Origin of the sequence: Evansella sp. AB-P1, assembly GCF_029688925.1 — a bacterium.
Taxonomy (GTDB): domain Bacteria; phylum Bacillota; class Bacilli; order Bacillales; family Salisediminibacteriaceae; genus Evansella.
Genome location: NZ_JARUKY010000003.1, coordinates 1 through 19,275, shown reverse-complemented (window position 1 = coordinate 19,275; position 19,275 = coordinate 1). Strand labels below are relative to the sequence as shown.

Sequence of the window (19,275 nt, the reverse complement as noted above, 5' to 3'; positions counted from 1 at the left end):
TTTTTCCCTTAAGTGGGACATAATATGTCTATGCGGGACGCAAACGAACCCGTTAAATTGCTGGAAGTGCCACAAAAAGGAGCCCTTATAAAGATGCGAATGCTGTTAGAGATACAAAAAAAGCTGTTACCTGATTTAATTGATGTACTTGGCATGCGCTTTAGAGTACTTCGGTTTATAAGGTTAATGCAACCGATTGGGAGACGAACGCTAGCCAACAATTTGGAAATGTCAGAACGAACCCTTCGGAGTGAAGTTACTTTTTTAAAAGAACAAGGTCTAATTTATGTGGAAACTTCAGGAATGAGATTAACTGAAGAAGGGAATAATTTATTATCGCAGCTTGAAGATATGATGAAAGAAATTTTTGATATTCGTGCCATGGAAAATGAATTAAAGGACCTTCTTGGATTGAAAGAGGTTTTTATTGTTCCCGGGAATAGTGATGAATATCCTTGGGTAAAAAAAGAAATGGGACGTACTTGTATTTCGTTGATGAAAAAAAAGTTACTTGCAAATGGAAATACGATTGCAGTAACTGGTGGGACGACCATTGCTGCTGTTGCAGAGATGATGGTTCCAGATGTAGATTTAAAAGAAGCACTATTTGTTCCTGCAAGAGGTGGTTTAGGGGAGCAAGTGGAAAATCAGGCAAACACCATATGTGCAACAATGGCAAGAAAAGCAATGGGGGAATACAGACTACTATACGTACCAGATCAGCTTAGTAAAGAAGCGTATGAATCGTTAATAGATGAACCTTCCATTAAACAAATACTAGATCTAATTCATTCTGCAAATTTGGTGGTACATGGCATTGGTGATGCTAATACAATGGCCAAAAGAAGAAGTTCTTCAATAGAAGTTGTAGAAAAGTTAAAAAATGAAAAGGCAGTTGCTGAAGCCTTTGGTTATTATTTTAATAAGTCAGGGGACATTATACATAAAGTACTGACTATCGGATTGCAGTTAGAAGAGTTGGTGACAATACCTCACATAATCGCGGTCTCTGGAGGTACTTCTAAAGCAATGGCCATACAAGCATATATGAAGCATGGTCCTTCTCAAGTCCTTGTAACAGATGAGGGAGCTGCTAAAGCAATCTTAAAAAATTCAAAAGTTTAAATTGTCGTTAAATAGTTAACTACAATAAAAGAAAACTATTATGTATTTCGAGGGGCAACAACGTTTTCCCTTTGATATAGATTTATTGTTATTTAATAAAAGGAGGAATTTTTAACATGGCTACAAAAGTTGGAATTAATGGATTTGGACGTATAGGACGTATTGTGTTCCGTGCAGCACTAAATAACCCTGAGGTGGAAATCGTTGCAGTTAACGATTTAACTGATGCAAATACTTTAGCACACTTACTAAAGTATGACTCTGTACATGGTAAATTAGATGCTACAGTTGAAGTATCTGGGGACAACCTAATTGTTGGTGGACAAGAGATTAAAGTTATTGCTGAAAGAGATCCAGCTCAACTTCCATGGGGAGACCTAGGTGTAGAGGTTGTTGTAGAATCTACTGGGCGTTTCACAAAGCGTGCTGACGCTGCGAAACACTTAGAAGCTGGTGCGAAAAAAGTAATTATTTCTGCTCCTGCATCTGAAGAAGATATTACAATCGTTATGGGTGTTAACGAAGATAAGTACGATGCTGCAAATCATCACGTTATCTCAAATGCATCTTGTACTACAAACTGCTTAGCGCCATTTGCGAAAGTATTAAATGACAAATTCGGAATTCGTCGTGGTATGATGACGACTGTTCACTCTTATACAAATGACCAACAAATTCTAGACTTACCACATAAAGATTTACGTCGTGCTCGTGCGGCTGCAGAAAACATTATCCCTACAACTACTGGTGCTGCAAAAGCGGTTGCTCTAGTACTTCCAGAGTTAAAAGGAAAATTAAACGGTGGAGCTATGCGTGTACCAACTCCAAACGTTTCTCTTGTTGACCTTGTTGCAGAATTAGACAAGGAAGTTACTGCTGATGAAATTAATGCAGCTTTAAAATCAGCTTCTGAAAACGAATTAAATGGAGTTCTTGGTTATAGCGAAGAGCCACTTGTTTCTGGTGACTATAACGGAAACTCTAACTCATCTACTGTTGACGCATTATCAACAATGGTAATGGAAGGTAACATGGTTAAAGTTATCTCTTGGTATGATAACGAAACTGGTTATTCTCACCGTGTTGTTGACCTTGTAAATTATATTGCTAAAAAGGGTCTATAAGAACACCTCTCTACGTATGAAATGAAAAGGAAAGAGGAGACAGTGCTGTGTCCTGTTCTCCTCTTTCCTTTGTATGTGTATGAATAACACTGAAGGAGGATCACTACATGAATAAAAAATCACTACGGGATATTGATGTAAAAGGGAAACGAGTATTTTGCCGTGTTGACTTTAATGTACCAATGAAAAATGGTGAAGTTTCCGATGATACAAGAATTCGTGCTGCACTACCAACAATTAAGCATTTAGCCGACCAAGGTGCAAAGGTAATTTTAGCTAGTCATCTAGGACGTCCAAAAGGGGAAGTAGTGGAAGAACTACGTTTAGATGCTGTTGCAAAACGTTTAAGCGACTTACTAGGAAAAGATGTATCAAAAACAAATGAAGTTTTTGGTGAAGAGCCTAAAAAAGCAGTAGAAGGACTTTCTGAAGGAGATGTTCTTTTACTTGAAAACGTTCGTTTTGAAAAAGGAGAAGAAAAAAATGATCCTGAATTAGCGAAGCAATTAGCTGAGTTAGCGGACGTTTATGTAAATGATGCCTTTGGTGCTGCACACCGTGCTCATGCTTCTACAGAAGGGATTGCACATCATTTACCTGCAGTTGCTGGTTTCTTAATGGAAAAGGAACTAGAGGTTCTTGGTAAAGCTTTATTAAATCCTGAACGCCCATTTACAGCAATTATCGGTGGAGCAAAGGTTAAGGATAAAATTGGTGTAATTGAAAACCTGCTTGAAAAAGTAGATAACTTAATTATCGGTGGCGGTTTAGCTTACACGTTTATCAAAGCAAAAGGCCACGAAGTTGGGAATTCCTTATTAGAGGAAGACAAAATTGATTTAGCAAAGGAATTTATGGCTAAAGCTGAAGAAAAAGGCGTTAAATTTTATATGCCTGTAGATGGTGTTGTAGCAGATAAATTCGGTGCAGATGCTACTACACAAGTGGTTGATATTGATAGCATTCCTGCTGATTGGGAATCCCTTGATATTGGACCTAAGACGATCGATATTTATCGTGACGTTATTTTAAGCTCTAAGCTTGTTATTTGGAATGGACCAATGGGTGTATTTGAATTAGAACCATTTGCAAATGGAACAATTTCAGTAGCAAAAGCTCTTGCAGATGCAGAACAAGCATACACAGTAATTGGTGGCGGAGATTCAGCTGCTGCTGTTGAAAAGTTCCATTTAGCCGAAAGCATGGATCACATTTCAACTGGTGGTGGAGCATCCCTTGAATTTATGGAAGGTAAAGAACTTCCTGGTGTTGTTGCGTTAAATGATAAATAATTTCATATTTTAATTCTCTTTACAGTAAAATAAATCTCCTTTCTGGTAAAATAAAACATAATTGCTTTACAACGATGAAAAGGGAGGCACCTAATATGCGTAAGCCAATCATTGCAGGTAACTGGAAGATGAATAAAACGAAAGTGGAAGCTTTAGATTTTGTTAATGAAGTAAAACAGTCTGTCCCTTCGATGAATTCCGTAGAATCTGTTGTTTGTGCACCAGACCTATTTCTTGATGCACTCGTTCAAGCTGTTAATGGCACAGATTTAGCCATTGGAGCTCAGAATATGCATTTTGAAGTAAGTGGGGCTTATACAGGGGAAACAAGTCCAGTAGCACTGAAAGACTTAGGAGTAGAGTATGTTATTATCGGACACTCTGAACGTCGACAAATGTTTGCTGAAACAGATGAAGGTGTAAATAAAAAAGTACATGCTGCTTTTGAGCATCAATTAATTCCAATTATATGTGTTGGAGAAACGTTGGAGGAACGAGAAAGTAATAAAACCTCCGACGTTGTAACAAAACAAGTAACTGCTGCATTACATGGTCTATCAGAAGAACAAGTGAAAGCCACAGTCATTGCTTATGAGCCTATATGGGCCATTGGAACTGGAAAGACAGCTTCTTCTGAAGATGCTAACGAAACGTGTGGTGTAATACGTGAAGTCGTTCATGAAAGTGTTTCTAAAACGGCTGCAGATGCCATTCGTATCCAATATGGAGGAAGTGTAAAACCTGCAAATATTGTAGAGCTTTTAGCACAGCCCCATATTGATGGTGCGCTCGTTGGAGGTGCCAGCTTAGAACCGAAATCTTATTTACAACTCTTGGAGGCAGGAAATGAGTAAGAAACCAAATGCTCTAATTATTCTTGATGGCTTTGCCCTTCGTGATGAAACGAAAGGTAATGCTGTTGCCCATGCAAAAAAACCGAATTTTGATCGTTATTGGAATGAGTTTCCTCATGCAACCTTAACAGCCAGTGGAGAAGCTGTTGGTTTACCAGAAGGTCAAATGGGGAATTCAGAAGTAGGTCACATGAATATTGGTGCTGGCCGTATTGTTTATCAGAGTCTTACTCGCGTTAATTTAGCTATTCGTGAAGGGGAATTTTTTCAAAACCAAACATTTCTTAATGCTATGAAGCATGCGAAAGAAAAAGGGACAAATCTTCATTTGTATGGACTTTTATCTGATGGAGGCATTCACAGCCATATTGAACATATGTTTGCTCTATTAGAACTAGCAAAACAAGAAGGTCTCGAAAAAGTATATATTCATGGATTTTTAGATGGAAGAGATGTAGGCCCTACTTCTGCTGAAACGTACATACGTAAAACAGAAGAAAAGCTTAAAGAGCTTGGAATTGGTGAGATTGCCTCAATTCAAGGTCGTTATTATGCAATGGATCGTGACAAGCGATGGGATCGGGTTGAAAAATCATACCGTTCCATGGTTTATGGTGATGGGTTGAAATACAGTGATCCAGTAGAAGCACTTCAAGATTCGTATAAAAACGATATCCATGATGAGTTTGTATTGCCATCTGTTATTACAAAAGAAGATGGGGAAACACCTCGAGGAACAATTCAAGATGAAGATGCAATTATTTTCTTCAACTTCCGTCCTGATCGTGCCATACAAATGTCTCAAGTTTTTACAAACAAAGAGTTTGAAGGCTTTGATCGTGGAGATAAATTGCCTAAAAACCTACACTATGTTTGCTTAACGAAATTTAGTGAAACAGTTAATGGTTATGTTGCATTTGAACCAACAAACCTTGATAATACAATGGGAGAGGTAGTTTCGAAGGCAGGATTAAACCAGCTTCGAATTGCTGAAACAGAAAAGTACCCTCATGTTACCTTCTTCTTTAGTGGTGGTCGTGAAGAAACATTCCTAGGAGAAGAACGAGTATTAATCGATTCTCCAAAGGTAGCTACATACGACTTGAAACCCGAAATGAGTGCGTACGAAGTTACAGATGCATTATTGGAGGAGATCAATAAGGACAAGCACGATGTTATCGTCTTGAACTTTGCCAATCCTGATATGGTGGGTCATTCTGGAATGCTAGATCCTACTGTGAAAGCTATTGAAGTAGTTGACGAATGCTTAGGGAAAATCGTTGACCTAATCCTTGAAAAAGGTGGGAAGGCTATTATAACGGCAGATCACGGCAATGCAGATATGATTGAAACTGCAGAAGGAACGCCAATGACTGCTCATACTACGAATCCAGTTCCAGTTATCGTAACGGATAAGGAAGTAGATATCCGTCACGACGGTATTCTAGGTGATTTAGCACCAACAATGCTAGAATTAACTGGCGTGGAGCAACCTGCTGAAATGACAGGGAAATCATTAATTAAAAAGTAGAATTCAATTTAGTATTAAAAAGAAAAAATAACTTATACGAATGTTACATTGAAGGATACTAAATGTGATATTTAAAAACTAATAGCTTTTATAAAAAAAGGAGTGTTTTGTATAATGACAATTATTTCTGATGTATATGCTCGTCAAGTTTTAGATTCCCGTGGTAATCCTACAGTTGAAGTTGAAGTTTACCTTGAAGATGGCGGATTTGGCCGTGCTTTAGTACCAAGTGGTGCTTCTACTGGTGAATACGAAGCTGTTGAATTACGTGATGGCGGAGACGCTTGGATGGGGAAAGGTGTTACAAAAGCAGTTGCTAACGTTAACGAAGTAATTGCTCCTGAATTAGTTGGTTTCGATGCACTTGATCAAGTTGGTATCGATCAATTAATGATCGAGTTAGATGGAACTGAAAACAAAGGGAACCTAGGTGCAAATGCAATCCTTGGTGTTTCCATGGCTGTAGCTCGTGCTGCTGCTGACTCTCTTGGATTACCATTATATGTTTACCTTGGTGGATTCAACGCAAAAACACTTCCAACTCCAATGATGAACATCGTTAACGGTGGTGAGCATGCAGATAACAACGTTGATATTCAAGAGTTCATGGTTATGCCTGTTGGTGCAGAAAACTTTAATGAAGCACTTCGCATGGGTGCGGAAATTTTCCATAACTTAAAAAGCGTATTAAAAGGAAAAGGCTACAATACTGCTGTCGGTGACGAAGGTGGATTTGCTCCAAACCTTGGTTCTAACGAAGAAGCTCTTTCAACTATTATCGAAGCTATCGAAAAAGCTGGATACAAGCCAGGTGAAGAAGTTCTTCTTGCTATGGACGTAGCAGCTTCTGAAATTTATGAAGACGGTAAGTACAACCTTAAAGGTGAAGGCGTTGTAAAAACTTCTGAAGAAATGGTTGCATTCTACGAAGAGCTTTGCAGCAAGTACCCAATCGTGTCTATCGAAGACGGATTAGACGAGAATGACTGGGAAGGCTTCAAGCTTTTAACTGAAAAATTAGGAGATAAAGTTCAATTAGTTGGTGACGATCTATTCGTAACAAACACAGCTAAGCTTTCTCAAGGTATTGAGCAAGGAATTGGTAACTCTATCTTAATCAAAGTTAACCAAATCGGTACATTAACTGAAACATTTGATGCAATTGAAATGGCGAAACGTGCAGGATACACTGCAGTAATCTCTCATCGTTCTGGTGAAACAGAGGACAGCACAATTGCTGATATCGCTGTTGCAACAAACGCTGGACAAATCAAAACTGGAGCTCCATCTCGTACAGACCGCGTTGCGAAGTACAACCAATTATTACGTATCGAAGATGAGTTACAATACATCAGCCAGTATGCTGGAAAAAATGCATTCTATAACTTAAAAAATAACTAAGCTATTCTTTTTTAAAAAAAGAAAGCATTGTCCCTTATGGATTATGACATTATAGGGGCGAAATAACGAAGCCGACAGTGTGATGTGTCATGATCACTGTCGGCTTTTTTATATGTTCCTTCAATTAACTTTATGTCAATATATAGTAATATCGGCGTGACTAATGAGCCTGTAAATGGTGGGAAGAAGTTTCCAGGCACAGAGAAGCGGCTAGCGTACCTGCAAATAGGAAAAAAGCGGTTTGCAGGAACAGAGGAAGAATCCAGCGTTCCCGCAAATAGAGAAAAAGAGGTTTGCGGTCACAGAGGAAGAATCCACCGTTCCCGCAAAGAGAGATAAAGCGGTTTGCAGGAACAGAGGAAGAATCCACCGTTCCCGCAAAGAGAGATAAAGCGGTTTGCAGGAACAGAGGAAGAATCCACCGTTCCCGCAAAGAGAGATAAAGCGGTTTGCAGGAACAGAGGAAGAATCCAGCGTTCCCGCAAATAGAGAAAAAGAGTTTTGCAGGAACAGAGGAAGAATCCAGCGTTCCCGCAAATAGAGAAAAAGAGTTTTGCAGGAACAGAGGAAGAATCCAGCGTTCCCGCAAATAGAGAAAAAGAGGTTTGCAGGAACAGAGGAAGAATCCACCGTTCACGCAAAGAGAGATAAAGCGGTTTGCAGGAACAGAGGAAGAATCCACTGTGCCCGCAAATAGAGAAAAAGCGGTTTGCAGGAACAGAGGAAGGATCCACCGTTTCCGCAAACAGAGGAAAAGAGGTTTGCAGGCACAGAGGAAGGATCCACTGTTCCCGCAAACAGTGAAAAAGAGATTTGCAGGCACAGAGGAAGGATCCACCGTTCCCGCAAATAGAGAAAAAGCGGTTTGCAGGAACAGAGGAAGGATCCACTGTTCCCGCAAATAGAGAAAAAGCGGTTTGCAGGAACAGAGGAAGAATCCACCGTTCCCGCAAACATTGAAAAAGAGGTTTGCAGGAACAGAGGAAGAATCCACCGTTCCCACAAACATTGAAAAAGAGGTTTGCAGGAACAGAGGAAGAATCCAGCGTTCCCGCAAATAGAGAAAAAGAGGTTTGCAGTAACATAGAAGTCTTTTAGATCCTCTAAAAAGAAATAGAAAATTATTTGTTATGTTTAAGCAAGAATCAAGAGCCACAGAAAGTCTTACAATCAGCCAATCCAAACAAAGTCCAATGATTCTACATAAAGAATATTTGCGAGAAAGTTGTATCTGTAGGACAATTATTAATTAAAGTAAGAACGAAGACGGTCTTTCTTTGTTTCTTCTTAAAAGATGATGATCATATGTGACAAAAATGGAACATGGATTGTTAAGACGAAGTTGACGCAACTCAGTGGAGAGATCACAATTTATAAATTGGACGGCACAATTTGGCTTTTCAACTGTAGGTATTCGATCAACTCTACGAAATTTCCGTTCCTATTTCTCCTGTTGCTTTGTCCTACTTTTCATGGTATATTCAAATAAGATTGAGTGACACGCTGGAGGTGTAAAGTTTGGGAACATTTGCGTCTATTTTATTAGTTATTGTATCTATTTTATTGATTACTGTAGTGGTATTACAATCAGGTCGTAGCGCTGGTCTTTCTGGAGCTATTTCTGGTGGTGCTGAGCAAATCGTCGGAAAGCAAAAAGCTCGTGGACTTGAAGCTGTATTAAATAAAGCTACTGTCGTTCTTGGAGTACTATTCTTCGTACTTACAGTTCTAGTTGCTTTTTATATGTAATTAAAACGGAAATAGTAGCAGCAGGCATACGCTTGCTGCTTTTGTAATTTCTTCATACATACCTCTTCTTCTTAAGACTTCTTCATCAATAGCCATACTCACCTTGAGAATGAAAATTTTTGGTTAAAAATTGTCGTAACAGGGAAAATAAATGATAAAGTATGTATTATAGTGAGCATTTAACATGACATTTTGAATGTAATATGAATATGATAACAATAAGTAAATAAAAGAACGGGTGTGATCTTATGATAGGATGTCTTTGCTTACACGGTTTTACAGGTACGCCTGCTGAAATTGATGCAATTACCAAGCACCTGGAAAAGAAAAACTGGTTAGTTTATAGTCCGACACTTCCCGGTCATGGATCAAAGGATGGCTTAAGAGGAGTGACGTACAAACATTGGATATATGCAGCTACCGTTGCTGTTGAAGAATTATTAAAAAGATGTGAGAAAGTATATGTTATTGGTTTTTCTATGGGTGGTATGATTGCCAGCTACATTGCATCAAAATATCCAGTTGAAAAACTTGTGTTAATAAGTGCATCTGCCTATTACATTAATCCAAGACAACTGTTTCAAGATGTGAAGGGATGGTTTTTGGAGGGATTAAGAGGTGAATTAGAAGATGATAAATTGTATGTGTTTTATCGTCAAAAGATTAAAGAAACACCTCTGATTGCAACGAAGGAATTTGCTAAAATGGTTAGGCAGCTTCGAAGGCATTTAAGAAACATTAAAGTTCCAACCCTTATTATACAAGGGGAATGTGATGGGCTTGTTCCTAAAAAGAGTGCTGAATTTATTCACGAGCAAATTGAATCTGAGGAAAAAAAGGTATACTTTTTTCCTAATGCAAAGCACTACATTTGGTTTGGAGAAGATAAAGATGAATTGCTTAGAAGAATAGAAGAGTTTTTATGGGAAAGTGATGTAGAGGGGTTGTCTAGTTAATTTACCTTCTAATATTTCATCAAGGTAGTGTTGCATAATAAACTATTTGTCCATGCCTTCTCAGCACATCGTAAGGCATGGTTTTTTTTTTCAGGGTAGACCGCCCACGCCCATGCAAGTGAAGATTTGTATCATGGGGGATGAAAATTTCTTTCTAAGGTATATTCCCTTACCATGGGGGATGAAAATTAATTTATTTCAATTAGAATGACTGGGAATCCCACGGAGACTCTTGCTTTTCAGAAGCTGAGGAACGTATTACATATCTATCATTATAAAAGGAGAAATTGACATGATGAATATATCACAACCGAAACCGTTTACCTTTGAAGGAGGGAAGCGAGCTGTACTGCTTCTTCACGGTTTCACAGGGAATTCCGCAGATGTACGAATGCTAGGTAGATATCTTGAGAAAAGAGGATATACCTCTCATGCGCCCCAATATAAAGGGCATGCGGTTCCACCAGAAGAGCTCGTTCATTATGGGCCAGAGGATTGGTGGGATGATGTTCTCACTGGATACAATCATCTTAAAGAGCTAGGCTACGAGGAAATAGCTGTTGGAGGACTTTCATTGGGTGGTGTATTTTCATTGAAAGTTGGGTACACACTACCAGTAAAGGGAATAATACCAATGTGTGCTCCTATGTATATTAAAAGTGAAGAAGTGATGTATAAAGGTGTAGTCGATTACGCTAGAGAATATAAAAAACATGAGAAGAAACCAGAAGAGCAAATTGAAAAGGAAATGGAAGAATTTAAAAAAACACCAATGAAAACGTTAAAAGCATTGCAAGGTCTAATTAAAGAGGTTCGTGAAAATGTCGATATGATCTATGCACCAACTCTCGTTATTCAAGCGAGAGAGGATGAGATGATTAATCCTGATAGTGCAAATATCATTTATGATCAAGTCGAAGCAGATCATAAGAAGTTGCAATGGTACGAAGAATCAGGACATGTCATTACACTAGATAAAGAAAGGGATAAGCTTCACGAGGAGGTTTATGCCTTTTTAGAGGAATTAGATTGGTCTGTATAAACTGTCCCTAAGTAGAAAGGAGTGTTAGAGATTATGGCAGAAATGACGAAGGAACGATTACTTTCTTATATGAAAGAAGAAGCAGAAAAGCCCCTAGCCATTAAAGACATTGAAGAAGCATTAGGATTGGAGGATTCCAGTCAGTTTAAAGAGTTTGTTAAGCTATTAAATGAATTAGAAGAAGAGGGGGAGCTCGTTCGGACGAGAAGTAACCGGTATGGTATTCCGAATAAAATGAACCTTCTAAAAGGCGAAGTGATTATGCACCCGAAAGGCTTTGCTTTTGTAAAAACAGAAGTGGAGCACGATGACGTTTATATTGCTTCTGCTGAAATGAATGGAGCAATGAATAAGGATAAGGTGTTGGTGAGACTTCATCCTGGATCAACTGGTGCAAGACCAGAAGGGGCCATTATACGTATTCTAGAACGTGGTGTGAAAACAACGGTAGGGACGTATGTGGATGATAAGCATTATGGATTTGTCATACCTGATGACAAACGTATCCCAAATGATATTTTTATTCCGAAGAAAAAAGAAGGTTCCGCTGTTGATGGTCATAAGGTACTTGTTGAAATCACGAAATATCCAGAAGGTAGAATGAGTGCTGAAGGTCAGGTGTTAGAGGTTCTTGGTCATAAAAATGACCCTGGGGTAGATATATTATCCGTCATCTACAAGCACGGCTTACCAGGTGAGTTTGAACAGGAAACTCTCGATCACGCTAGCTCTGTGCCAGACGAAATAGATCCTAGTGAAATTGAAAACCGTCGTGATTTACGGGATGAAACAATTGTAACTATTGATGGGGCTGACGCCAAGGATTTAGATGATGCCGTTCAGGTGAAAAAACTGGAGAATGGTAATTACTTATTAGGGGTACATATTGCAGATGTTTCTTACTATGTGAAAGAAAACTCCCCCATTGATAAAGAAGCATTGGAAAGAGCAACGTCTGTCTATCTTGTAGATCGAGTTATTCCAATGATTCCACATCGTTTATCAAATGGGATTTGTTCCTTAAATCCTCAGGTGGATCGACTCACATTATCATGTGAAATGGAATTTAATCCTCAAGGGGAATTAGTCCACCATGAAATTTTTCAAAGTGTCATTAATACGACAGAACGTATGACTTATACAGAGGTTCGGAAAATTCTCCAAGAGGAAGACGAGGAAGTATCAAAACGATTCGAAGAGCTCATTCCATTTTTTAAAGGGATGGAAGAATTAGCGGAAATATTACGGAATAAGCGTATGGCTAGAGGTGCCATTGACTTCGATTTTAAAGAAGCGAAGGTATTAGTGGATGATGAAGGGAAGCCAACGGATATTGTCATGCGAGATCGTTCCGTTGCGGAAAGATTAATTGAGGAATTTATGCTTGCTGCAAATGAAACAATTGCGGAGCACTTCCATTGGATGAAGATTCCTTTCATGTACCGTATCCATGAGGATCCAGATGAGGAGAAATTAAATAAGTTCTTAGAATTTATTACGAACTTTGGTTATGTAGTGAAGGGAGCTGCTAATACGATTCATCCGAGAGCCTTACAGGAGCTTCTTGAACAGGTGAAAGGGGAGCCAGAGGAAGCGGTCATCAGTACTGTTATGCTTCGGTCGATGAGACAAGCAAAATATGATCCAGAAAACATCGGTCACTTTGGGTTGTCAGCAGATTTTTATACACACTTTACATCACCGATTCGAAGATACCCTGATTTAATCGTTCATCGCTTAATTCGAACGTATTTAATCGAAGGGAAAACAGATGAAAAGACCCGAGAAAAATGGGGCGAGAAGCTGTATGAAATTGCGAAGCATTCCTCAGAAATGGAACGTCGTGCAGAGGATGCAAGTCGTGAAACAGATGAATTGAAAAAGGTACAGTTTATGGAAGATAAAGTAGGACAAGAGTTTGAAGGCATTATTAGTGGCGTAACAAACTTTGGATTGTTTGTTGAATTGCCTAATACGATCGAAGGACTTGTCCATGTGAGCTATTTGACTGATGATTACTATCACTACGATGAAAACCAATACGCCATGATTGGAGAACGGACTGGGAACGTCTTCCGTATTGGTGACGAGATTGAGGTTCGCTTAATCAATGTTAATATAGAGGAACGTATTATTGATTTTGAAGTAGTTGGCATGAAACCGAGAAAAGAAAGAAAACTTGATCGTCCTCGTGTCATTGAAGGAGGAAAACGGCCATCTCGTAAAAAGAAGCCGGGAAGTGAAAAGGGTGGCTTAGATCTTGGGGCAAGGCCTCCTAAAGGTGATGGGAAAGATAAAGGAAAAGGCAAAGGGAAAAAGAAGAAGAAAAAGTTCTTCGAAAACGCCCCAGCAAATAAGCGGAAAAAAGGGAAGAAGAAGCGGAAATAAAAGTGAAGAAATAATCCTGCTACAGGGGATAGTCTAAAGCAAGCTAAGAAATTCTCAGTAATGAGTCTGAGAAGATTAGCTTGCTTTTTTCATGGAGGATATTAACTAAGAAGGATAATGGAGATCAATAAACGCTTATTCTTGGTGTAATAAGAACGCTACTCGAAACACTGAAACAAATTGAACAACTACAAGAAATTTGATAAGATAAAGTAATGAGCTGTATGGAAAGGATGCAAAATTATGGCAACTGAAGGGAAACTAATCGCCCAAAATAAAAAAGCAAGACATGACTATCATATTGAAGAAACATACGAAGCAGGGATGATTTTAACTGGAACAGAAATAAAGTCTCTTCGAAATGGCCGGGGCAATTTGAAGGATTCCTTTGCCAGAGTTAGTAATGGAGAAGTGTGGCTACATAATATGCACATTAGTCCGTACGAACAAGGGAATCGCTATAATCACGATCCTGTTCGTACGAGGAAATTACTCATGCATAAAAAGGAAATTAGTAAGCTTATTGGATTAACGAAGGAAAAAGGGTACACACTGGTTCCTCTTAAAATTTATATTAAGAACGGTTTTGCGAAAACACTTCTTGGACTTGGAAAAGGGAAGAAGAAGTATGATAAGCGTGAAGATTTGAAGAAAAAGGATGCAAAACGTGAAATTCAACGGGCCTTCAAAGACCAACAGTTAGGACGTTAACTAAATGAATGACCTCGGATAATGTATCCGAGGTCATTTGTAACTTGCGTATCCTACTTGGTATGTCCTTTTACGTCTGTTTGTTTAACAATATCATTTATGTTGATAGAAAATAGTGTTTCCCTTTTTCCGTCTCAAACTGGAAAACGAAGTCTTCTATCTTTTTAACCTGGACTTCTACATCATCACAAGTAATGAGGGAAATGTCATTAGGTAATCTCACTGTACAAGTATTCCCAATTAAAGATGTTATCTGTGCATTTTTTAATTTGTTATCTTCCCAGTCCATCGCTATTTCAAAGCCCCCTCTTGCTCGTAGACCCTTTACTTTGCCGCTTGACCATTGTTTTGGCAATGCCGGTAGTAAACTAACTTCCTCCAGATGACTTTGCAGCACCATTTCTGCCATACCAGCTGTACCGCCAAAGTTTCCATCGATTTGGAATGGTGGATGATTGTCAAATAAATTTGGTAGTGTAGATGCTTTCAGAAGGTCTAGCAAGTTTTGATATGCTAATTCGCCATCTTCTAACCGACTCCACATGTTAATGATCCAAGCTCTACTCCACCCTGTATGTCCACCACCGTGCTTCAGTCTTCTTTCTAATGTTATTTTCGCTGCTTCCGCTAATTCAGGTGTCTTTCTTGGGGATATTTGTTTGCCAGGATGTAGGGCAAAAAGATGGGAGATATGCCGATGGCCAGGTTCCGCTTCTTCATAATCCTCTAACCATTCTTGAATTTGACCATACTTCCCAATTTGCGGCTTTGGAAGCTTTTCTTTCATTCTTTCTAATTGAATGCGGTATTCCTTATCCTGTGCGAGAATCTCACTAGCTTTTACGACAGACGTAAACAAAGCATGGAGAATCTGACTATCCATAGATGGTGCTTCACACAATACGCCTTTTTCTCCATTTGGCAATAGATAAGTGTTCTCTGGTGAAACAGATGGAGTTGTGATCAAATAACCATCCTCTGTTTCTTGTAGAAAATCTACAAAGAACAAGGACGCTTCCCTCAGAGTATCGTAAATGTTGTGCAAAAACTCTGTGTCTCCTGTATATTCGAAATGCTCCCACAAATGTAAACATAACCAAGCTACACCCATTGGCCAAAATGATGCTAGCATATAAATATCTTTTGGTGCTGTATCGCCCCAAATATCTGTATTATGGTGGGCTACAAATCCACGACAACCATACATTTTTTCAGCTGTGATACGTCCAGGTATTCTCATCCTTTCAATAAGATCGAATAAAGGTTCGTGACACTCTGATAATTGACATATTTCAGTAGGCCAGTAATTCATTTCTGTATTGATGTTAACCGTGAATTTACTATCCCACGGTGGAGTCATTCTATCATTCCATATACCTTGCAAAGTAGCTGGCAGTGATCCTGGACGACTAGAGGAAATCAATAAGTACCTTCCGAAATGGAAGTAGGTAGAAAGTAAATCCAGATCACTTTCCCCATTTCCATTTCTAAGTAATTCAAGTCGTTCATCAGTAGGGAGGGAATGTTTTACATGGGGTTCAACCAATTGAAATTCTACACGTTTAAATAGTTCTTGATAGTCATGTAAGTGGTGTAGAAGTAATTGTTTATAAGATAAAGCCGAAGCAGAGTCCAGTAATTGTAAACAATAATCCTCTGAATTTTCAAAACGATAGGAAGTTCCTGCAGTTAAGATGACAGTTACAGCATCAGCGTTTTCTACAATGAGACGGTTTCCGATTGTTTTTACGGTTCCATTATCAGGAATTGCCTGCACGACACTTCTAAAATGAATGCCATCTTTTCCTCCAGTAACACCTCGCATTACTAACCGGTCCTTTGCCAAAGCCTCCATATTGTCATAGTTTCTTCCTTTTCCTCGATCGAGATATGTCTGAAACGAAATACTCTTTTCAACTGAAGATGTAATTCTCATAACTATTGCTTGATTTGGATAACTTGTAAACACTTCTCTTTTATATGCTATGTCGGCTATTTTGTATTCAACGGTTGCTACTCCAGTGTGTAAATTCAATTCTCGACGATAATCTGAGAATTCACCTAAACCATGTTTCATTTGAATATAAAGATCACCGAGAGGTTCATAATGTCTTTGGCATTCAGGAATTCCTGGTAGAGCAAGGGCTGCTAACTTTTCAGCTTCTTTTAACTTTCCTTCAGATAAAAGCTTTCTTATTTCTGGTAAGTACTTTTGTGCATCAGGGTTGTTTCGATCTCTAGGGCCTCCATACCATACCGAATCTTCATTCAGTTGCAAACGTTCTTTTTCTACTTCTCCAAAAACCATTGCTCCTAATCTCCCATTTCCAAGTGGTAAGGCTTCATCCCAATCCTTAGCTGGTTGTTTATACCAAATTGAGGTTCCCATATAATCTCCTTTCATGTTCCATTAGGGTCATAAAAGTGGTTAACTTCTAATACCATTATATTTAGACAACAATTTAATTTATCCTGCTACGATAAGGCATGTTCTAAATTCAGATAGAGATAATTGCAAACTTATTCCTTTATGATAGTTAGCAACACTGGTGATGGTTACCATTTGAACTATAATGTAAATGTGTTATAATTATTTATACAGTTACGAAACATAATTGAATAAGCGATCAGCTTAGATCTATTCTATCCGTAACGATTCCTTATGTGCATCGAACAAATAAGGTCGATGTCACTTACATGGGGACGTTCTGGATTCGACAGGGGTAGGTCGTGCTTAAGTCGCGGGCCGAGCTGGGTGTCCTCGTATAAAACGCCCATCGCCTATAGTTGGCAAAGAACAAAACAACTTCGCTTTAGCTGCCTAATAAGTAGCGCATAGCGGTTCCTCCCTTCATCGCCCATGTGAAGGATCAGGGACTCACTTATAGTGGGATACGCCTTGCGTCCACCGCCTGAGGACAATAGGAAGAGATTAATCAGGATAGCTACACGGAAGCCTGTCAGTTGGCTGAAGTGTTAGCGAAATGCTAATAAACTGACTACGCTCGTAGACGCTTAAGTTGCGTTATCTCTGGACGTGGGTTCGATTCCCACCGTCTCCACCATACATATATATGGTGGTTTTTTATTTGTGTTTAAAATGGGACATAGGGACAGGGACTTTGTCCCACTTGACTTCAATAATTTAATTTATTTGTATAACAGCTACTGCAAAGTAGACTCAAAACTGCGACATAGGAGGATTGAGAATGACCGAAAAAGAATTGGATGATTTAGTTGATGATTTATCAAAAAGCAAAATTGATTTAAGGGAATTTGTTATGAATTCTCTTGAAATATCTGAGAAAATTAAGAGGTTGCATAGTTTTATTGAGAATCTCCAATCTGCCCATTTTGTTTAATTTCAAAGAGAAAAGAAAAAAATCAGCAAATGAAAGTTACAGATTAGCTTTAAAAGTATGTAAAGAAGCTATTGGAAGGAATTTAGAATATGCAATATTAAAAGATGAAAAGGTTTTATTAGAAGCGGTTAGAATAGTAGAAAAAGAACTGATCGATTGATGCAGAGTTCGACACGTATGAGATGTACTCCGAACATAAAAAAAATGTAATTGATTGAGATTAAATTGACAACTTTTTTAAAAATAATCTTTAAAATAAAGAGAAGTTTGTTCCCTCTTTTTAGTATCATGCTATAATTTGTTAGTAAAAAATAAGTAGAAATATGGAAGTGGAGGAACGTTTATGAAAACTAGGCAAATAGTAATTTTAGGAGTATTATTGTTATTTTTAACGGCATGTAGCAACGAATCTAGCAGCGCAACAGATAACGGGGAAGCTATCGACCTTGACAAACAAGAAGAGACAAGCGCAGCAGAAGTTGATGAAATTATAGGAGAAGAAGTATTTTTTAGGAACTCTACATGGGGAATGAGTGCTGATGAAGTGAAAAAAACAGAAACGGCTCATTTTTTAACTGAACAAGAAGATGGCGCATTACAATATTCAGATGAATTCTTTGATTACAATGCTGTGGTTATATATTCTTTCGTAGAAGGCAAACTATATAGCGGTTTTTATGTCATTCAAACTACAGGAGAGAAAGAAGATAAGAAAGCCTTAGAAGAAATAAAAGATAAACTTACGAATTTATATGGAAAACCTACTGGAAGACCTTCGGGTGATTCAGAACATATTACATATACTTTTAATAATTTATCCCATACGTCAATTAGAATAGTTTACAATAGTCGGAATACATTATATGTTCAGTATGAAAAAGCAGAAACAAAACAAAGTAAGATTGTTAATGAAGAGAAAACGGATAGTGGTCAAGGTGAATCGGTAAAAGAGCCTACTAATGAAGAGGAAGTACAGATGGAAGTGGCTAGCTACGCAGAAAGACATCCAGAACTAGATCCAGAGATTATAGAAATATTTTCATTAGATGAAGAGTATAGTACAAATGTAGATGAATTCTTCGGTGAGGAATTCTTTAGTGACATGGTCCGAGAGGGAACGGTTAACGTAGATGTAGGGCATGTTAGTTACTTATTTGATTTTTATGATGAGGAAATAGATTGGTATCGACTAAAAACGGCAGTAAGAGTGGGTATTTCAGACACATTTACCACAAGTCTTGGTCTAGAGAAAAAACCGCTGTCATTTAAAATCCTAAAGGATGAGGATGATAAACGTAGGAGTTTGAATGCTGTTGCGGATAGGCATGGAGTTGAAGAAGAAGACCTTTCAACTTTCAATCCTAGTTGGTATCAAATGTTGGATCACGAATTTGATAGAGTGTTTTCGTCTAAAGATAATGTGGTTGGAGGAAATAATTATACTTTATTCAAATTCATTCCCTTAAATGATGGATATATATTTGAAATCAAATTAGAAGTAGTAAGTGATTTTGGAGCTTTTGTTGATGAAATAAATTACCGTATGAATAATATTACATTCAATCCAGTGTTAATAGACTAATAAGTAATAAGTCACTATATACATTTTGTATAATAGTGGCTTTTTTCTTTTTTTACACGGGATTTAATGTTTTTTAACCCTTTCCTGTCCCTCTAAAATATACTATGTTAAATAGGCTTTGTCATTTATAGCTGGATCGTTTTGCTGCGGGGACATAG

Annotated in this window: 19 protein-coding genes and 1 other RNA gene; 19 read left to right on the top strand and 1 reads right to left on the bottom strand. The window is 38.2% G+C overall.

Translation table 11 applies throughout. The features are described from left to right. The first annotated feature begins 93 nt into the window (after positions 1-93). From QA612_RS03770 to smpB, 15 genes are all read left to right on the top strand, one after another. A complete protein-coding gene (locus QA612_RS03770; protein ID WP_278282630.1) occupies positions 94-1,125 on the top strand; it encodes a sugar-binding transcriptional regulator in 1,032 nt (343 codons plus the stop codon). A gap of 116 nt (positions 1,126-1,241) precedes the next feature. After that, positions 1,242-2,249: a type I glyceraldehyde-3-phosphate dehydrogenase gene (gene gap, locus QA612_RS03765; RefSeq protein WP_278282426.1), complete on the top strand. Its 1,008-nt coding sequence runs from the start codon at positions 1,242-1,244 to the stop codon at positions 2,247-2,249. Between the two features lie 107 nt (positions 2,250-2,356). Further along, the gene (locus tag QA612_RS03760; RefSeq protein WP_278282425.1) at positions 2,357-3,541 is read left to right on the top strand and encodes a phosphoglycerate kinase; all 1,185 of its coding nucleotides are present in this window, start codon (positions 2,357-2,359) and stop codon (positions 3,539-3,541) included. 95 nt (positions 3,542-3,636) lie between these two features. Continuing rightward, a complete protein-coding gene (tpiA, locus tag QA612_RS03755; protein ID WP_278282424.1) occupies positions 3,637-4,395 on the top strand; it encodes a triose-phosphate isomerase in 759 nt (252 codons plus the stop codon). Next, complete coding sequence (gpmI, locus tag QA612_RS03750; protein ID WP_278282423.1) at positions 4,388-5,926, top strand: 2,3-bisphosphoglycerate-independent phosphoglycerate mutase; 1,539 nt, start codon at positions 4,388-4,390, stop codon at positions 5,924-5,926. Before tpiA ends, gpmI begins: the two co-directional genes overlap by 8 nt. A gap of 114 nt (positions 5,927-6,040) precedes the next feature. After that, positions 6,041-7,327, top strand: a complete 1,287-nt coding sequence (eno, locus tag QA612_RS03745) for a phosphopyruvate hydratase (RefSeq protein ID WP_278282422.1) — start codon at positions 6,041-6,043, stop codon at positions 7,325-7,327. Positions 7,328-7,568: 241 nt separating this feature from the next. After that, positions 7,569-7,718, top strand: a complete 150-nt coding sequence (locus QA612_RS03740; protein ID WP_278282421.1) for a hypothetical protein — start codon at positions 7,569-7,571, stop codon at positions 7,716-7,718. Positions 7,719-7,724: 6 nt separating this feature from the next. Beyond that, a complete protein-coding gene (locus tag QA612_RS03735; protein ID WP_278282420.1) occupies positions 7,725-7,868 on the top strand; it encodes a hypothetical protein in 144 nt (47 codons plus the stop codon). A gap of 64 nt (positions 7,869-7,932) precedes the next feature. Further along, positions 7,933-8,232, top strand: coding sequence for a hypothetical protein (locus QA612_RS03730; RefSeq protein WP_278282419.1), 300 nt, complete (start codon positions 7,933-7,935; stop codon positions 8,230-8,232). Positions 8,233-8,244: 12 nt separating this feature from the next. After that, positions 8,245-8,388 carry a hypothetical protein gene (locus tag QA612_RS03725; RefSeq protein ID WP_278282418.1) on the top strand — a complete coding sequence of 48 codons (144 nt, stop codon included), beginning with the start codon at positions 8,245-8,247 and terminating at the stop codon, positions 8,386-8,388. A gap of 457 nt (positions 8,389-8,845) precedes the next feature. After that, the gene (gene secG / locus QA612_RS03720) at positions 8,846-9,076 is read left to right on the top strand and encodes a preprotein translocase subunit SecG (RefSeq protein WP_278282417.1); all 231 of its coding nucleotides are present in this window, start codon (positions 8,846-8,848) and stop codon (positions 9,074-9,076) included. 248 nt (positions 9,077-9,324) lie between these two features. Further along, the gene (locus QA612_RS03715) at positions 9,325-10,032 is read left to right on the top strand and encodes an alpha/beta hydrolase (protein WP_278282416.1); all 708 of its coding nucleotides are present in this window, start codon (positions 9,325-9,327) and stop codon (positions 10,030-10,032) included. Between the two features lie 295 nt (positions 10,033-10,327). After that, on the top strand, positions 10,328-11,074 hold the full coding sequence (locus QA612_RS03710; RefSeq protein WP_278282629.1) for an alpha/beta hydrolase: 747 nt from the start codon (positions 10,328-10,330) through the stop codon (positions 11,072-11,074). Positions 11,075-11,107: 33 nt separating this feature from the next. Next, complete coding sequence (gene rnr, locus QA612_RS03705) at positions 11,108-13,462, top strand: ribonuclease R (protein WP_278282415.1); 2,355 nt, start codon at positions 11,108-11,110, stop codon at positions 13,460-13,462. A gap of 243 nt (positions 13,463-13,705) precedes the next feature. Then, complete coding sequence (gene smpB / locus QA612_RS03700; RefSeq protein WP_278282414.1) at positions 13,706-14,173, top strand: SsrA-binding protein SmpB; 468 nt, start codon at positions 13,706-13,708, stop codon at positions 14,171-14,173. Between the two features lie 97 nt (positions 14,174-14,270). On the opposite strand, the gene QA612_RS03695 is transcribed toward smpB, so the two are convergent. Further along, on the bottom strand, positions 14,271-16,562 hold the full coding sequence (locus QA612_RS03695; RefSeq protein WP_278282413.1) for a glycoside hydrolase family 95 protein: 2,292 nt from the start codon (positions 16,560-16,562) through the stop codon (positions 14,271-14,273). A 310-nt stretch (positions 16,563-16,872) separates the two neighbouring features. On the opposite strand from QA612_RS03695, the gene ssrA reads away from it, so the two are divergent. From ssrA to QA612_RS03675, 4 genes are all read left to right on the top strand, one after another. Beyond that, positions 16,873-17,238: a transfer-messenger RNA gene (ssrA, locus tag QA612_RS03690) on the top strand. 144 nt (positions 17,239-17,382) lie between these two features. Then, positions 17,383-17,535: a hypothetical protein gene (locus QA612_RS03685; protein ID WP_278282412.1), complete on the top strand. Its 153-nt coding sequence runs from the start codon at positions 17,383-17,385 to the stop codon at positions 17,533-17,535. Further along, positions 17,504-17,695, top strand: a complete 192-nt coding sequence (locus QA612_RS03680) for a hypothetical protein (protein WP_278282411.1) — start codon at positions 17,504-17,506, stop codon at positions 17,693-17,695. Before QA612_RS03685 ends, QA612_RS03680 begins: the two co-directional genes overlap by 32 nt. Before the next feature lie 183 nt (positions 17,696-17,878). After that, entirely contained in the window at positions 17,879-19,117 is a 1,239-nt protein-coding gene (locus QA612_RS03675) for a hypothetical protein (RefSeq protein ID WP_278282410.1), read from the top strand. The last annotated feature ends 158 nt before the right edge of the window (positions 19,118-19,275 follow it).

What these genes read in the sequence shown, in the direction of transcription:
- QA612_RS03715 (WP_278282416.1), top strand. Translation starts at nt 9,325, where the DNA reads ATGATAGGATGTCTTTGCTTACACGGTTTTACAGGTACGCCTGCTGAA.
- QA612_RS03685 (WP_278282412.1), top strand. Translation starts at nt 17,383, where the DNA reads ATGACCGAAAAAGAATTGGATGATTTAGTTGATGATTTATCAAAAAGC.
- QA612_RS03695 (WP_278282413.1), bottom strand. Translation starts at nt 16,562, where the DNA reads ATGGGAACCTCAATTTGGTATAAACAACCAGCTAAGGATTGGGATGAA.
- QA612_RS03770 (WP_278282630.1), top strand. Translation starts at nt 94, where the DNA reads ATGCGAATGCTGTTAGAGATACAAAAAAAGCTGTTACCTGATTTAATT.
- gpmI (WP_278282423.1), top strand. Translation starts at nt 4,388, where the DNA reads ATGAGTAAGAAACCAAATGCTCTAATTATTCTTGATGGCTTTGCCCTT.
- eno (WP_278282422.1), top strand. Translation starts at nt 6,041, where the DNA reads ATGACAATTATTTCTGATGTATATGCTCGTCAAGTTTTAGATTCCCGT.
- tpiA (WP_278282424.1), top strand. Translation starts at nt 3,637, where the DNA reads ATGCGTAAGCCAATCATTGCAGGTAACTGGAAGATGAATAAAACGAAA.
- smpB (WP_278282414.1), top strand. Translation starts at nt 13,706, where the DNA reads ATGGCAACTGAAGGGAAACTAATCGCCCAAAATAAAAAAGCAAGACAT.
- rnr (WP_278282415.1), top strand. Translation starts at nt 11,108, where the DNA reads ATGGCAGAAATGACGAAGGAACGATTACTTTCTTATATGAAAGAAGAA.
- QA612_RS03675 (WP_278282410.1), top strand. Translation starts at nt 17,879, where the DNA reads ATGAAAACTAGGCAAATAGTAATTTTAGGAGTATTATTGTTATTTTTA.
- QA612_RS03760 (WP_278282425.1), top strand. Translation starts at nt 2,357, where the DNA reads ATGAATAAAAAATCACTACGGGATATTGATGTAAAAGGGAAACGAGTA.
- QA612_RS03710 (WP_278282629.1), top strand. Translation starts at nt 10,328, where the DNA reads ATGAATATATCACAACCGAAACCGTTTACCTTTGAAGGAGGGAAGCGA.
- gap (WP_278282426.1), top strand. Translation starts at nt 1,242, where the DNA reads ATGGCTACAAAAGTTGGAATTAATGGATTTGGACGTATAGGACGTATT.